General features: G+C 41.1%; 12 protein-coding genes. 4 read left to right on the top strand and 8 right to left on the bottom strand.

The features are described from left to right. The first annotated feature begins 157 nt into the window (after positions 1 to 157). Complete coding sequence (locus GFB47_RS06420; RefSeq protein ID WP_153448167.1) at positions 158 to 751, top strand: TfoX/Sxy family DNA transformation protein; 594 nt, start codon at positions 158 to 160, stop codon at positions 749 to 751. A 123-nt stretch (positions 752 to 874) separates the two neighbouring features. Here GFB47_RS06420 and GFB47_RS06415 read toward each other — a convergent pair whose 3' ends face one another. Then, positions 875 to 1432 carry a hypothetical protein gene (locus tag GFB47_RS06415; protein ID WP_153447230.1) on the bottom strand — a complete coding sequence of 186 codons (558 nt, stop codon included), beginning with the start codon at positions 1430 to 1432 and terminating at the stop codon, positions 875 to 877. Between the two features lie 345 nt (positions 1433 to 1777). On the opposite strand from GFB47_RS06415, the gene GFB47_RS06410 reads away from it, so the two are divergent. Further along, complete coding sequence (locus GFB47_RS06410; RefSeq protein ID WP_178306456.1) at positions 1778 to 3043, top strand: DUF945 family protein; 1266 nt, start codon at positions 1778 to 1780, stop codon at positions 3041 to 3043. A 189-nt stretch (positions 3044 to 3232) separates the two neighbouring features. Next, positions 3233 to 4315, top strand: coding sequence for a 3-phosphoserine/phosphohydroxythreonine transaminase (gene serC, locus GFB47_RS06405; protein WP_153447228.1), 1083 nt, complete (start codon positions 3233 to 3235; stop codon positions 4313 to 4315). Between the two features lie 253 nt (positions 4316 to 4568). Here serC and cydC read toward each other — a convergent pair whose 3' ends face one another. The 4 genes from cydC to GFB47_RS06385 all read right to left on the bottom strand — a co-directional run bounded on the left by cydC (position 4569) and on the right by GFB47_RS06385 (position 10171). Further along, positions 4569 to 6290, bottom strand: a complete 1722-nt coding sequence (cydC, locus tag GFB47_RS06400) for a heme ABC transporter ATP-binding protein/permease CydC (protein ID WP_153447227.1) — start codon at positions 6288 to 6290, stop codon at positions 4569 to 4571. Continuing rightward, complete coding sequence (gene cydD, locus GFB47_RS06395) at positions 6283 to 8067, bottom strand: heme ABC transporter permease/ATP-binding protein CydD (RefSeq protein WP_153447226.1); 1785 nt, start codon at positions 8065 to 8067, stop codon at positions 6283 to 6285. Before cydD ends, cydC begins: the two co-directional genes overlap by 8 nt. Positions 8068 to 8202: 135 nt before the next feature. Next, on the bottom strand, positions 8203 to 9159 hold the full coding sequence (trxB, locus tag GFB47_RS06390; RefSeq protein ID WP_153447225.1) for a thioredoxin-disulfide reductase: 957 nt from the start codon (positions 9157 to 9159) through the stop codon (positions 8203 to 8205). 175 nt (positions 9160 to 9334) lie between these two features. After that, positions 9335 to 10171 carry a DUF2797 domain-containing protein gene (locus GFB47_RS06385; protein ID WP_153447224.1) on the bottom strand — a complete coding sequence of 279 codons (837 nt, stop codon included), beginning with the start codon at positions 10169 to 10171 and terminating at the stop codon, positions 9335 to 9337. Positions 10172 to 10490: 319 nt separating this feature from the next. Here GFB47_RS06385 and GFB47_RS06380 point away from each other — a divergent pair, with 319 nt between their 5' ends. Continuing rightward, positions 10491 to 10727, top strand: coding sequence for a diguanylate cyclase domain-containing protein (locus GFB47_RS06380; RefSeq protein WP_153447223.1), 237 nt, complete (start codon positions 10491 to 10493; stop codon positions 10725 to 10727). Here the strand turns inward: GFB47_RS06380 and GFB47_RS06375 are convergent, their stop codons facing one another. From GFB47_RS06375 to GFB47_RS06365, 3 genes are all read right to left on the bottom strand, one after another. Beyond that, positions 10728 to 11498 carry a SanA/YdcF family protein gene (locus GFB47_RS06375; RefSeq protein WP_407701673.1) on the bottom strand — a complete coding sequence of 257 codons (771 nt, stop codon included), beginning with the start codon at positions 11496 to 11498 and terminating at the stop codon, positions 10728 to 10730. A 198-nt stretch (positions 11499 to 11696) separates the two neighbouring features. After that, entirely contained in the window at positions 11697 to 13388 is a 1692-nt protein-coding gene (locus GFB47_RS06370; RefSeq protein ID WP_153447222.1) for an NAD-dependent malic enzyme, read from the bottom strand. Positions 13389 to 13932: 544 nt separating this feature from the next. Then, positions 13933 to 15036, bottom strand: coding sequence for a phosphoribosylaminoimidazolesuccinocarboxamide synthase (locus GFB47_RS06365; protein ID WP_153447221.1), 1104 nt, complete (start codon positions 15034 to 15036; stop codon positions 13933 to 13935). Between the last annotated feature and the right edge of the window lie 224 nt (positions 15037 to 15260).

Raw genomic sequence — 15260 nt, 5'->3', positions numbered from 1 at the left:
CATGAAGTATCATTTGTAATTGAAGTCGGTCATAAAACGTAAATAAAAATAAAGTCGTTTTAGTTTGATCGTAAATAAGGATATTTTTGCTCAATAGCCATTTTATGGCACTTGTAGATTGATCGGGGGGTTAATCATAAGTTATGGAGGTTTTACAATGGGCACTAGCATGGAGCTGGACTTTTTTAAATATGTAGCTAAATTTGGTTCTTTTCAGAAGCGATCAATGTTTGGCGGTGTTGGGTTATTTAGTGATGATGCGATGTATGCATTAATTTCGGGCAATATCATTTTCATTCGTGGTGGCGGTGATTTAGATGACTTTCTAAAGACCAAAGGGTGTAAACGCTACAAACACATTAAAAAACAAACCGTTGCAACGGTTAATTATTTTGATATTACAGATGTATTTACTAATAGAGATGAATGTTTAGACGATTTAATTAACACATCAATTAATCACTCTAAACAAGAAAGGGCTTTTCAAAAGTCAGCAGAAAGCAAACGACTGCGTGATTTACCTAATATGCAACTCACCTTAGAGCGCATGGTGAAAAAAGCTGGGATCCCGGATGTTGGAACCTTTTTAAATCTTGGCCCTGAAGATGTATTTCAACGAGTGAAAGCAACTTACGGTGGTGATGTTGATATTCGTCTATTGTGGAAATTTGCAGGTGCTGCAGATGGTTGTCATTGGAAACTTCTTCAAGAACCTAGAAAACAACAACTTTTATCCAATGTACACCATTAAGAAAAGATAAACGTTATATGTGATTTCATGTGTCATAAAAAACCTCGCAATGCGAGGTTTTTTTATGGGGCATATATCAATAATTAATCAGTTTAACTAATCGACCCAACGAAGAGGGGAGAATTAGTACTTGAACCGGGTTGTGACCATTAATTGGCTGCCGTAAATGTAATTTAATTTACCTTCTAAGCCGATCGAAAATAATTCAGTAGCATGGAAACGGCCATAAAAGGTACCGTAAACATCGTCGGTATCGGATTGGTTATTAATCTTGAAGTAGCCAACTTGACCACCTAGTTCGAACTGTGGACCAATCCATTGACGTAAACCTAAATTGACTTCAACTCCGGTATCGTTATCGAATTTTTTACGATCATCGACCATTTTAAAAAGCATTTCACCGGTAATATCTGCCCAGTTATTGACTGGAGCATGGAAACCCAAACCCGCTGACATATCATAATCATTATCAAATTCAGAATCGATAGAGAAAATAGCATGAGCATTAGGGTGGATTGATTTGCTGATCCCTGCCCCAAAGGTCATCGGAGCAATACCAACACGTGCATCCACATAGTCGTAGTTAAAATTACTCATGTTGGCAGAGTTGGTTGAGTTACCAGCCGCGAAAGAAGATGTGGATGCCAACAGTAAACTAGTTAAAATTAGTGATTTACGCATGTTCAAGAAAACCCTTTCTTAATACAGTATAAAAAGCGGCAAAAGATAAATGAGAGAATGATGCCTGTATACAGTTATATTGCCGTTGTGTGCTTGCCTGTGTTGATATTATCCAATAGGTTCAACTCAGATATGCAATGAAGTGGGTAAATTAACAAAATTCATCGGTTTATTAAATGATTTCGATAAATATTTACGCTGTAATCGCCAAAATTTATACTTTAAAGACGATTTTTCTCTCAATCTTTCAATTTTGTGCTTTTGTGTTGAGTAATTTATGACAACTGAAATTCATTTGCGATAAACTGAATGATAACCATAATGATATTATCAGCAAGGATCAGAATGAATAGTTTGAAAAAATTTGCAGCAATCGGCGGCACGATTGCCGTGGCGGCGTGTTGGCCATTAGCAGTAGGGCAAATTGCTCAAAACATGATTTCCGATGGCATTAGTCACTTGGATCAAAAAGAATTGAAAGTAGAGCTAGTGGATTATAATCGCGGCTACCTCAACTCAACTGCCACCACCAAAGTGACGGTGATTGATCCCGCATTAAAACAGCAGTTAGAATTAAACGGATTCCCGACTAGCATGGTGTTTGATCATAAAATTAAGCATGGATTAATCTCAGTTAGTACCGATACTCAAGCGGAAGACTTTAAAGCGTTACCTCTAAAAGCCCATTCTGTGACTCAATTGAATGGGTCAACTTCGATTGATGTGCAATCTGAACAACTGGTGGTGAATTTTTTACATGATGCGAGTTCAAAATTAACTATTGCACCAATCAAAGCGTCTGCTGATTTTACCTCCGACGGTCATATTAAATTTGATTACCAAATACCTTCTTTTTCTGGCGACTTTGCTAATGGTGAAGCGATTAAAGTGAAAGGTCTGACCGGTTCTGGCGATGGTTATAAAGAGCAAGGTTTCTGGTTTGGTCGTCAGCAAGTCTCGGTGGCGAATGTCGATGCATTAACCTCGGCTGGTGATAAATTATTCAATCTGCATAAATTCCATTATGTATTTAATACCGATGAAGACAGTAAAAAGGTGAGCTTTAACAGTCATCATAACGCCAGTGCCGAAAGCTTAGATTTTGAATCAGACAAATTAACCGATCTTGGTATTGAATTCTCTTTTGATAACATTGATAAAGCATCTTTTACTCAGTTATTATCCGTTTACCAAAAAGACACGCAACCACCATCGCAACAAGATATGAAAGTGGCTATGCAACATGTGGATACGTTATTTGAAAAAGGCTTATCGGTCGCCTTAAATAAAATTCAAGTGACGATCCGTGAAGGTAAATTTAATGGTAATTGGACGCTTAACTTACCGGCAAGCGATCAGAAAGTGACGAAAAACCCAACTGCGGTGTTTAATAGCGTGACCGGTGATACCCATTTCTATATTTCCAATGAAATGGTCGATCAGTTTCCATACATTGAATCTGGCTTAGATAACTTTATCAAAGAAGGCATGATGGCCAAAAAAGAGGATGGTTATTATGTCGATGGTAAAGTGATTAATGGCAACATCGAGTTTCATGGTGGTCACAAAGTGCCAATGTTTATGTTATTGGCGCCGTTTTTGATGCGTTAATCAATGCGGTGATCCTGTTTGTTATGACAAGCAGATAACAGTAAAAAATACAACCAAGAGGTCATTATGGCCTCTTTTTTTATGGTATATCAAAAAGGTATTTTGTACTGACCTCAAAAGGTGGTATTACTATATTTCAATCATATCTATTGTTAACAATACATTATCGCAGCAGGAGCAAATTCAATCATGGAATCAATCTATAACTTTAGTGCCGGCCCCGCAGCACTACCAAAACCGGTTATGCAGCAGGCTCAAAGTGAGTTTATTAATTGGAATGATCTTGGCACATCCGTTATGGAAATCAGCCACCGCAGTAAGCCTTTCCTGAAAGTGGCAGCGGAAGCTGAACAAGATCTACGCGATCTGTTATCTATTCCGACCAATTATAAAGTTTTATTTTGCCAAGGTGGAGCACGCGCGCAATTTGCCGCGGTACCAATGAATTTACTGGGTGATAAGAAAACGGCTGATTATATCGATGGTGGTTATTGGGCGCAAAGTGCGGTCACTGAAGCCAATAAATACTGCCAACCGAATGTGATTAACGCCATGGTTGAGATTGATGGTAAAAAAGCCATTACTCCTGCCACAGATTGGCCGTTGTCGGATGATGCTGCTTATGTGCACTTTTGTCCTAATGAAACCATTGATGGTATTGAAATCAATGACCTTCCTGTCACCGATAAGCCGATTGTGGCGGATATGTCGTCAACTATTTTGTCGCGTCAAATTGATGTATCGAAATATGGTGTGATTTATGCTGGCGCACAAAAAAATATTGGCCCGGCTGGTATTTGTATTGTGATTGTGCGTGACGATTTACTCGATCTGGCGAGCGATTTATTACCAAGTATTCTGAATTACAAAGTATTGTCTGAACAAGAATCAATGTTTAATACGCCGCCAACTTACGCTTGGTATTTATCGGGTTTAGTTTTTAAATGGCTAAAAGCGCAGGGCGGAGTGACGGAGATTGAAAAAATTAACCGCACTAAAGGCGAAGTGCTTTATGGTTATATTGATCAATCGAGTTTCTATAAAAATACCATCCACCCAAATAACCGTTCTTTAATGAATGTTCCATTTCAATTAGCCAAACCAGAGCTTGATGGGTTGTTTTTACAACAAGCAGAACAACGTGGTTTACAGGCACTAAAAGGGCACCGAGCAGTTGGTGGTATGCGAGCGTCGCTTTATAACGCTATGCCGCTAGAAGGAGTACAAGCGTTGGTGGACTTTATGCAAGAATTTGAGCAAGCTAATGCGTAACACCAATTCCATTTAGTATTTGATCAATTTGAATACGCTGAAAAGACGCGGATCCGTCTCTGGTCGCTTGATAAAAGGGCATCTATTGCCTTTGACACTTTTCTCTGTACTCAATTTTGAACGATCATTAAATTTATGGAATAGGTATCACACCGCTTAGAAAATTGACGTTCTTGAGGTTGATTTCAAGCGAATAAAAAACCGCCAGTTGGCGGTTTTTTTGTTGGTCTAATAACCAAAGAGTCAGTATCAACTACAGTCGCTGATGTAACCTATGATACAAACCTTGCTGAGCTAACAACGCTTGATGAGTACCAAGCTCTACAATCTCACCTTGCTCCATTAAAGCAATCGAGTCCATAGCGTCTAGGCCAATCAAGCGGTGGGTGACAAATACCACGGTTTTATTGACCGAGTGTTTGTGTAATAACTGCATGATCTGTTGTTCAGTTTGTTTATCTAAACCTTCGGTTGGCTCATCGAGTAATAAGATTGGCGAATCGTGTAAAATCGCGCGTGCGATCCCAATACGGCGTTTCTCACCACCTGATAACTGTCGGCCTCCGTCTCCTAACCAAGCATCAAGACCATTGCCTTCGGTTAAATGCTCTAAACCTACTTCGTGTAAAATGGCGACTAATCCTTGGTCATTAGCGTCTGGTTTTGCTAAAAGAAGGTTATCTTTTAACGTGCCATTTAAAATATCCACCCGTTGACTCACCACTGAAATACTGTGGCGTAAGCCTTTTTCAGTCCACTGTGAGATGGGTTGATTATCAATTAATAACGCCCCTGATGTGACATCAAATTGACGAGTTAACAATTGCAGTAAAGTCGATTTACCAGAGCCAGTTTGACCGACAATCGCCATTTTTTGGCCCGCTTCAAGCGAAATACTCACTTTGTTTAACGCCAATTCCTCGCTGTCTTGATATTTAAAACTCACCTCTTGCAGTTGAATGCTGGCATCTTGACATTGCTCAACACCGGTTGCTGGATAATGTATATCTGGCGTTGCGGTGAGCACTTCATTAAGACGGCGCGCTGATTCTAAGGTTTGTCCAAGATATTGGAATGCGCCAGCAATAGGCATTAACAGCTCAAAACACGCCATAGTTGCAAACGCTAGCATCGCCACCATCGGTCCTGGTGGTTGACCATTCATGCCATCGGCGGCCATCCAAATGATCAAGACCATAGTCCAACCATTAGCCAGCAGAAGTAGCGCACTGGCAAGGCCGGTTAAATTGGCATTGTTAAACTGATTTTTCACCAATTTTTGTTGATGATCGTTGATCGCCTGACGGTATCGAGGCTCTGCGCCAAATAACACCAATTCACTATGACCTTGCACCCAATCTAGAGTAGCAATGCGTAAATTCGCTTTATTTTGGGTTAAATGAGTACCATTATGCTTGCCTAACTTGTAGAACAAAATTGGCCAGATCAACAGCAATGACAGCAAAATGCCACCCAATGTTAAGCCAATGGTCATATCAAACCAACATAGGAAGAAAGTCAGTGAGACAATCCCTAATGTGCCTACTACGATAGGACTGATAAGACGCAGATAGACATGATCCATCGCATCGACATCGGCCACAAGGCGGTTAAGTAAATCGGCATCACGCAGTTTAGAAAAACGCCCAGGGATGAGTGGGGTTAATTTTCTAAAAAAGAAGATACGTAAATCAGCCAATAGCTTAAAAGTAGCATCATGGCTGACTACTCGCTCGCCCCAACGGCCAGCCGTTCTGGCCATTGCAAAACCACGCACACCGCCGCCTGGCAGCATATAGTTAAAAGATTGACGGGCAATGGTTAAACCGGCAACCGATGCTGCTGCAATAAACCAACCGGATAAAGTCAATAAGCCGATAGAGGCCACTAAGGTCGCAAAACCTAATAGCATTCCCAGTGAAAGGCTAAACCAATGCTTTTTATATAATTTGAGATAAGGCAGTAACTCACGCATCTAAATTCCCCTTATTCTCGCTATCCATTTGTTGTTTTGAAGACAGCATTTGTGCAAATAGTCCTGTGTGTTGGATGTCATCATAACGACCCGATTGGACAATTTCTCCAGACTGCATCACCAGAATATTGGCCACTTGTTTCAAATGCTCTAACTGGTGGGTCACCATGAGTGTGGTGGTGCCTTGAGTATTGGCATTAAGCGCTGTCATAACTAAATGTTCGCTATGCGCATCTAAGCTAGCGGTTGGTTCATCGAGTAGCCAGAAGCTGCCTTTTTGTAACATGGCGCGGGCAAGGGCTAAACGTTGTGCTTGTCCAACCGAAAGACCACCAGAGCGATCGCTAATGTGATAATCCAATCCGTGTTTTGAGACAAATTCATCGGCAAAGGCATCTTTTAACACTTTAGTGAGATCGGGTTCGCTAATGTCATGCTGACCCAGAGTCACGTTTTCGTAAATACTGCCATTAATCAATAATGGATTTTGACCGACCCAACTTATGTGTTGACGCCAGTGCTTTAAGTTAAGCTCTTTGACTTCAACGCCGTTAATGGTCAGCGATCCTGAATAAGGCAAAAAGCCAAGTATCGCATTAATTAAACTGGTTTTACCTGCGCCACTAGGGCCGACTAAAGCCGTAGTTTGGTTAGCATCAATGCAAAAGGAAACCGGACCAAGCAAATGTGTTTTTTCGGAGCTAAATACTTCGAGATTATCGGCACAGATGATAATGCTATCGGGAGTGGGTAAGTCAGTAGTGCCCGATTTAGCGGCTTCAACATCTGCTTCTAAAAACTCAACTAAGCTTTCTGCCGCGCCTAATGCTTGCGCTTTAGCGTGGTAGTAAGTGCCTAAGTCGCGCAGAGGTTGATAAAATTCAGGTGCTAAAATCAATACAAACAGGCCGGTAAATAAGGTAATGCCAGCGCCGTAATAACCAAAATCAAGTTCACCAATGTAACTAAAACCAAAATACACCGCGGTGATGGCAATTGACAGTGAGGTGAAGAATTCTAGAACCGCAGAGGAGAGGAAAGCAACCCGCAATACATCCATGGTGCTTTTACGCAATACATCGGAGGCACTGCGCAGTAATTCAGTTTCCGCTTCAGCGCGATGGAACAAACGAATGGTGGTCATCGATTGTAAACGATCGTAGAAGTGACCGGATAAACGCTGCAGCGCTTTAAAGTTGCGTTTATTGGCATCGGCGGCTTTCATACCCACTAAAGCCATAAAGAGTGGCACAAGTGGGGCGGTGATCAAGAAAATAAGCCCTGCCGCCCAGTTGGCAGGAAACACTACCACTAAAATAATAAACGGAATAAACACCGATAACGCCATTTGCGGCAAGTAGCGCGAGAAGAAATCTTGCATATCTTCAACTTGCTCTAACAATAGTGTCGCCCAAGTACCCGCTGGTTTGCCTTTAATATAAGCCGGACCTAAATCACGCAGTTTATCGAGAATTTGCTGGCGAATATAAATCCGCACATATTCCCCACAACGATAACCGGTAATTTCACGTCCCCAAGTACAAGCTGCACGGCCAACAATCATCGCCGCCAAACCAATAAAGGAAGGGATGAGTTGGTGCTTATCAACGTGCTCAATAATGATTTGATGAAGGATCGAGGCGAGTAGACCGGCTTGACCAATTAAAAATAAAGTCGACACGATCCCAAGCGCGATCGTGGCACCTAGCCATACTTTGGCCAGTTTACCTTGTTGCTTGAGCCACTGGTTTAAATGGCGTCTTTGTTGTTTTTCCATGTAAGCTTGTTTCCCATCTGGAGGGTAGGGTCATAAACATTATTTATAGCGGATCAGCTCAGCACAAAGCGCCGGAGCTGATAATAAAGACACCGCTATATTAATGAGTGATGACATTAACTTGAGAGGTTGAAATTAATCATTGAGCGAATCAAGATAGCGCTCGGCATCCAATGCTGCCATACAACCGGTTCCTGCGGATGTTATTGCTTGTCGATAGTTATGATCCATTACATCACCAGCTGCAAATATGCCTTCAATGCTGGTTTGGGTAGCATTACCATTTAAACCTGATTTGACCACAATGTAGCCATCTTTCATTTCTAATTGATTTTGGAAAATATCGGTGTTCGGTTTATGCCCAATCGCAATAAAAGCACCCATCACGTCAATGACTTCTTCGGCGTCCGATGTGGTTGCTTTAATTCGAACCCCAGTCACGCCCATATCATCACCGACCACTTCTTCAAGGGTGCGATCAGTATGCAAAATGATATTGCCGTTATTGACTTTATCCATCAGACGATTGATTAGGATCTTTTCGGCGCGGAAACTATCGCGGCGGTGAACCAGATGCACTTCTGAGGCAATATTAGACAGGTATAATGCTTCTTCGACCGCTGTATTACCGCCACCGATCACCGCGACTTTTTGATTGCGATAAAAGAAACCATCGCAGGTTGCACAAGCCGATACGCCACGACCTTTAAAGGCTTCTTCAGAGTCTAAGCCTAAATATTTGGCTGAAGCACCGGTTGAAATGACCAGTGCGTTACAAGTGTATTCGGTTGAATCGCCTTTTAAGCGAAACGGGCGTTGGCTGAAATCAACTTCATTAATATGATCAAATAACATTTCAGTTTCAAAACGTTCAGCGTGTTGTTTCATTCGCTCCATTAAAGCAGGACCGGTTAACCCCTCAGCATCACCAGGCCAATTTTCAACTTCAGTGGTGGTGGTTAACTGACCACCTTGTTGCATGCCGGTGACCAGTACTGGGTTTAGATTGGCGCGAGCGGCATAAACGGCAGTGGTGTAGCCGGCAGGACCCGACCCAAGAATGAGTAAATTACAATGCTTAACGTTGCTCATTGGAACTCCGAAATGAAATGAGAGGAATGCGAATTCTTATCACGCGATTGTATGGAAAATATCGCGCTAAAGAAAGCGATAGATTGCATTCTTGTTATAGTTCAACAGCCCCGAGCATTAAACCTAATTACCATAAGGTTTTACTGTGGCTGCCTCCTATTAATCACGATTGGGGTTAATCAGAAAATGTCACTTCATAGGAACTGAATTTTCGAATATTGATCACGCCCGTATCTAAAATTAAATATTGGCCTTTAATGCCTTGTAAAACGCCAGATACCACGGGGTTTTTATCAAAGTTATGAGAAACAATTTTTACCGGATGTTGTTCAACAGGGTAGTCAATCGGTGTGATATCAGCGGATAAAATCTCGATCGCGTCTTCGCCATATTGCTGCTTAATGGCCTCAATGGTTGGTAAAACCTGTGGCAATAGCTCAGCAAACTTATCTTGCAATGCCATCGGCGCGCCATCTTCTTTTAGCAAGGTACGCCAATTGGTTTTATCGGCAATATGCTTGGCCAGTTCAATTTCAATTAAACCCGAGATATAACGGGTTTTTACTTTAAAAATCGGCAGGCCTTGAGTCGCCCCTTGATCGATCCAGCGAGTGGGGATTTGAGTGTGACGAGTAATGCCAACCTTCACACTTGAGGTATTGGATAAATAGACGAAATGATCGACCATGCAATTTTCTTCGCCCCATTGTGGTTCACGGCAAGTTCCCACCTCATAATGGCAGGTCTCTGGCTTCATTATGCACATATCGCAGCTGGCTAATTTTTTCATGCACACATAGCAATGGCCTTGTGAGTAACTCTTTTTGGTTTTTTTACCGCAAGATGAGCAAAAAATATTACCCGAGTGAGTCAAGGTGATCACATGCCCAATATAAGGCATTAGGTCAACGCTTTGATCGCCAACCGGCAGGCGATACTGAACTTGATTGTTTTGTTGGGGATCAAGAGAGGAATGCAGTTTGGCCAATGTTCCTGTAATGCTAAAAGTCATGCTTAAACCTAGTAGTAAAATAAACAGTTTACCGGATTTTTTAGCGATAACAATTCGCGATATTAATCACTAACATAAAAGGTGTGAAGTAAACGTGAAAATATGATTTTAAAACTATCAATAGCGATTGTTCCTAGCGTGGTTATTCCAAATATTATTCCTATTTGATATGAATCAAAAAACCTTAGTGTACTAAGGTTTTAGTGATAAATGACTATCAAATCTAGTGCTTTTTTTTGTATGGTGAATTAAGTTAGGGAATAAATTGGTGTTGCAGTGTTTGTTGAATCAATAGACGCTCAAACACTCATTGTAATGGATTGCATTTATAACCGCTGCTGCAAGGGTTGCGGAACGAGTTCGTTTGGCGGTTGAACAATACCCATGGCACGTGGTTGGTAAGTTAACCTGCAGTTTTGGTGTAACTGAGTTGGTAGGCTCTGAACGTATTACCAAGATGATTGCTCGCGCCGATGAAGCCTTATACCATGCAAAAAATAACGGACGTAACCGAGTTGAAGTGTTGGAAAAGTTGACGATCCCACAAGATCGTTAATTATTTAAGCGATTGACTTGGTTCAATATGGGATAGATTTTTCTGCTCTGAAGCAGATAGCTTTTCTGCTTCTAATTTATCTTCATGTCCAAAAATAGGATTAATCGGACCTAAAAATTTCGGTTGAGATTTTAAAATATACAGATCAAGAAATGCTTTGGTACGGGCAAATACTTCTCTTAATCGAACATGAAATCCAGAGGTTTCAACTGGCCCTGGTACCGCCAAGCAGCTGGCATCAATATGATGATATTGAGCAATATACAGCGCTCGTTCACAATGAAAGTCTTGGGTGATAATTAAGAAATGATCGGCTTGAAAAATATCTCGTGCACGGATGATTGAGTCGAGAGTTCTAAATCCGGCATAATCTAAATTAATATTCTTGTCTTCAACCCCTGCTTTTAATAAATCCCGCTTCATGGTCCACGGCTCGTTATAAGAGCGGTGGGCATTGTCACCACTGAGTAGAAATGTACGAATTTTACCCTGTTGATACAGTTTGATCGCAGCTTCTATCCGGTGTGAATAATAGGTGTTCAAAGTGCGACCAATGTATTTGCTGGTACCTAAAACCAAGCCGATGTTATACGGAGGAACATCTCCAACATTGTGGTAAATAGAGTCTTGGGTTTTCCAGCTAATAATACGATCAATGGCAAAAACAGAAAGGCACAGCAGCAAAACGCCAGTCACAACAATGGACAACGTAATCATGATATATGAACGATTAAGCAAGGTGCGTTTGTGTGGCATTGAAACTGTTTCCATAACTAATCTTTTCCTAGTGGCGACAGTTTAACGCAGTGACGGGGCGCAATGTCATACTTATTTTCAATAAAAAAGTTGAATGAAATTTGTCACATAACAAATCATGTGGCATGAAGGATAACAGTCAATGTGAGCCTGAAAAACAAAAATGCCCACTATTTTTAAAATGGTGGGCAAATTAGCTGAATCATATTTTAGTTAAAAGGCTGTTCGTTTGTAATTACGATACTCAGGTTGCCAGAAACCATTATTAATCGCGGTTTCAAGTGCTTCGTCGGTAATTTCAAGCGCAACCCCTTGTTCGATGGCCTTCTTGGCTACCGCAAAAGCAATCTTCTTAGATACCGCATTAATTTCTTCTAATGGGGGTAACAAGGCCCCTTTGCCTTTGATTGCCAGTGGAGAACATTGAGCCAAAGTGCGGCTTGATTCTCTTAGCATTTCATCGGTAACACGCGACGCTGAAACCGCCAATACCCCTAAACCAATACCAGGGAAGATGTAACTGTTGTTACATTGGGCGATAGGGTAATCCTTACCTTCATAGCGTACTGGTTCAAATGGGCTGCCGGTTGCAACCAGTGCTTGGCCCTTGGTCCATTGGAAAATATCGTTCGGTGTTCCTTCTACTCGGCTAGTAGGGTTCGATAATGGGAAAATAATTGGACGCGCACAGTTTGCGTGCATCGCCTCAACCACTTCTTGACTAAATAATCCAGGCACACCTGAAACACCAATCATCACGGTTGGTTTGGCATTTTTGATCACATCAAGCAAAGAGAAACCTTGCTCACCACCTTTCCATTTCGCAATGTTTTTCTTACTCTGACGCAGTTTTTTCTGGAAATCGAGTAGGTTCTTCATGCCTTCTTGCAATAAGCCCCAACGATCAACCATATACACTTGTGAGCGAGCTTGCTGATCGGTTAATCCTTCAGCAACCATTTGCGCAATAATCGCTTCTGCGATCCCACAACCAGCAGAACCTGCGCCAACAAAGGTAATTCGTTGCTCACATAATTTACTGCCCGCTGCATGACATGCGGCGATCAATGAACCCACCGAGACTGCTGCAGTACCTTGAATATCATCATTAAAACAACAAATTTTATCTTTATAACGCTCAAGTAAAGGCATGGCATTTTTTTGCGCGAAATCTTCAAACTGGATAAGTGCGTCAGGCCAACGACGTTGAATTGATTGAATAAAATCATCAACAAACTTGGTGTATTCATCACCGGTAATTCGAGGGTGACGCCAGCCCATGTACATAGGATCAGCTAGGCGTTGGGGGTTATTGGTGCCCACATCTAATACAATTGGTAGGGTGTAAGCTGGGCTAATACCACCACAAGCGGTATACAGTGATAACTTACCAATTGGGATCCCCATGCCGCCAATACCCTGATCGCCAAGACCAAGAATACGTTCACCGTCAGTCACTACGATTACTTTGACATTTTGGCTGGTGGCATTGTTGACCAGATCATCGATACGATCACGATTAGGGTAAGAAATAAATAATCCACGCCCACGACGATAAATATTCGAGAAGTTCTCACATGCCGCGCCCACGGTTGGGGTGTAGATGATCGGCATCATTTCGGTAATGTGATTTTGAACGAGTCGGTAGAAAAGGGTTTCATTGGTATCTTGAATATTACGCAGATAGATATGTTTATCCATATCATTATCAAAAGCTTTGTATTGCTGATAAGCGCGTTCAACTTGTTCTTGAATGGTCTCAGTTGCTTCAGGCAATAGACCTTCTAAGTTAAATGCTTTTCTTTCTTCAAAGGTAAAGCCGCTACCTTTATTTAAAAGAGGGGTGGCCATTAATACTGGGCCGGCGTAAGTGATATATAAAGGACGTTTATCATTCTTATTCATGTGCGGACTCTTTTGTTTTTCGCGATCGATGGATCTTAAATGGTGTCGTATTGCACTATTTTTTGGCGTTTAACAGTTGTAAGAACATTCTTGACCAATAGTTCAGTGTACTGGGCTTGAAGTAACAATTTGTTACGACCTTTTCTTTGTTGCTCTATGATAAAAGGGTTCTGAGTATTGTAAACAATTTTAGCCCTATGTTTGACTATAACGCACAAATTATACAGATTAATCATCTAAGCTGCTGCAAAGGTACTTTAAAGGTAGTGCGAAGGTTAAAATTCTACAACATTAAGTTCACAAAAATACGTGCTCCACCGCTCAATAATTAACATCAATGTACAAATCATTGTATACAATGCTCTAGTGTGGCGTTTGGGTGAGTATTTGCCCTAAGAGCAGGAAGATCAGTGAAGAGTCTCTGGGTATAAATGGTGAGCATAAGAAGACATCGACTGACTTGAGATTGTTGCTTTCAAGTCAGCCGATTTTTATTTTTGGAGCGTTAATTTTTAGATCTTACTTTATTTTGTGATATGAAAACTTAGTCAATTAAATCGTATTCTTTTCGTAGTACATCGATGATTTCTTGTTTTGGATCATCACTCAGTACAATCGTTTTACCGGTGACTTTTTCGGCAATGGCAAGATAGGTCTGTGAGATTTTCATGATCTCTTCTACGGGCAGCGCATTGTCTTCTGCTAAGGAAAAACGCTCTGGCATACGTTTTTTATTTAACAAAATATCGGGATCGGGGAAATGGTTAAGCAAAAATTGACGGAAACCTTCTTTGGAGTTTTCGACAATTTGACCATTGTTATAGGCTTGTTTATCCCAAATACGTGATGAATCTGGCGTGCCAACCTCGTCCATATAAATCAGTTTTTCATTGCCTTTTGCATCTTGAACATAACCAAATTCAAACTTGGTATCGACAAAAATCTGATCAACATTATCCAGTGCTTGGCTAATCACTTTAAAACCTTCTTTTAATAGCTTTTCATATAAAGCGATATCGGATGGTTGAGAAAAGTTAAATGCGGCAAAATTATTTTCAATGTCATGGCGAGTGACATTAACATCATCGGCTTCAGGCACATTAGGAATACCCTTTAAAATACCTTTGGTTGATGGTGTCATAAGAAGTTCTGGTAACACTTTATCTTTTTCTAGCCCTTCAGGCAGTGCAATGCCGCAAAATTCACGTTCGCCTTGTTGGTAAGCTCGCCACATTGAACCAGTAATATATTGACGACAAATCGCTTCAATCATGACTGGTTTGGCTTTTTGTACGATCCAGACAAACGGATGAGGGATATCAAGAATATGGCTATCGGCTAATCCATTGTCTTTAAAAAGTTGAAACCAATGATTAGAGATAGCGTTCAGTGCCGCGCCTTTTCCTGGTACGCCATTTAAACCACCTTCGCCACGCCAAATACAATCAAAGGCTGAAATACGATCACTGATTACCATAATGGCAAGTGGGGCATCGGCTGCTACGTTATAGCCTTTTTCTTTAATTAAGCGGCGGCTATCTTCTTCGGTGAGCCAATAAACAGAGCGGACTTTTCCACTGTGGACTGGTTTGTCAGTACGGATTGGAAGATCATCATTGACAGCAAGAACTTGATTAGCAGGGCTCATTTCCACATTCCTATTAAAAGCTAGGGCGAATAATTTAAAGTTAAATACATAACCTAAATCAGATTAATCACGAGAGGTATTATTCTCATACCACAAAGCCGAATAATAACAGAATAGAGGCGTATCCATCCAGCACAAAAGCAAACGATTGCTTAAGATTTAATTGCTGCAAGTTTTATGGTCATAAATGAAACTATGAATTTACTTATTTTGATATTTAGCCT

The organism is Vibrio algicola (assembly GCF_009601765.2).
In the GTDB taxonomy this organism is placed as follows: domain Bacteria; phylum Pseudomonadota; class Gammaproteobacteria; order Enterobacterales; family Vibrionaceae; genus Vibrio; species Vibrio algicola.
Note: the sequence above shows the minus strand (reverse complement) of the source record. Positions and strands in the feature narration are given on the sequence as shown.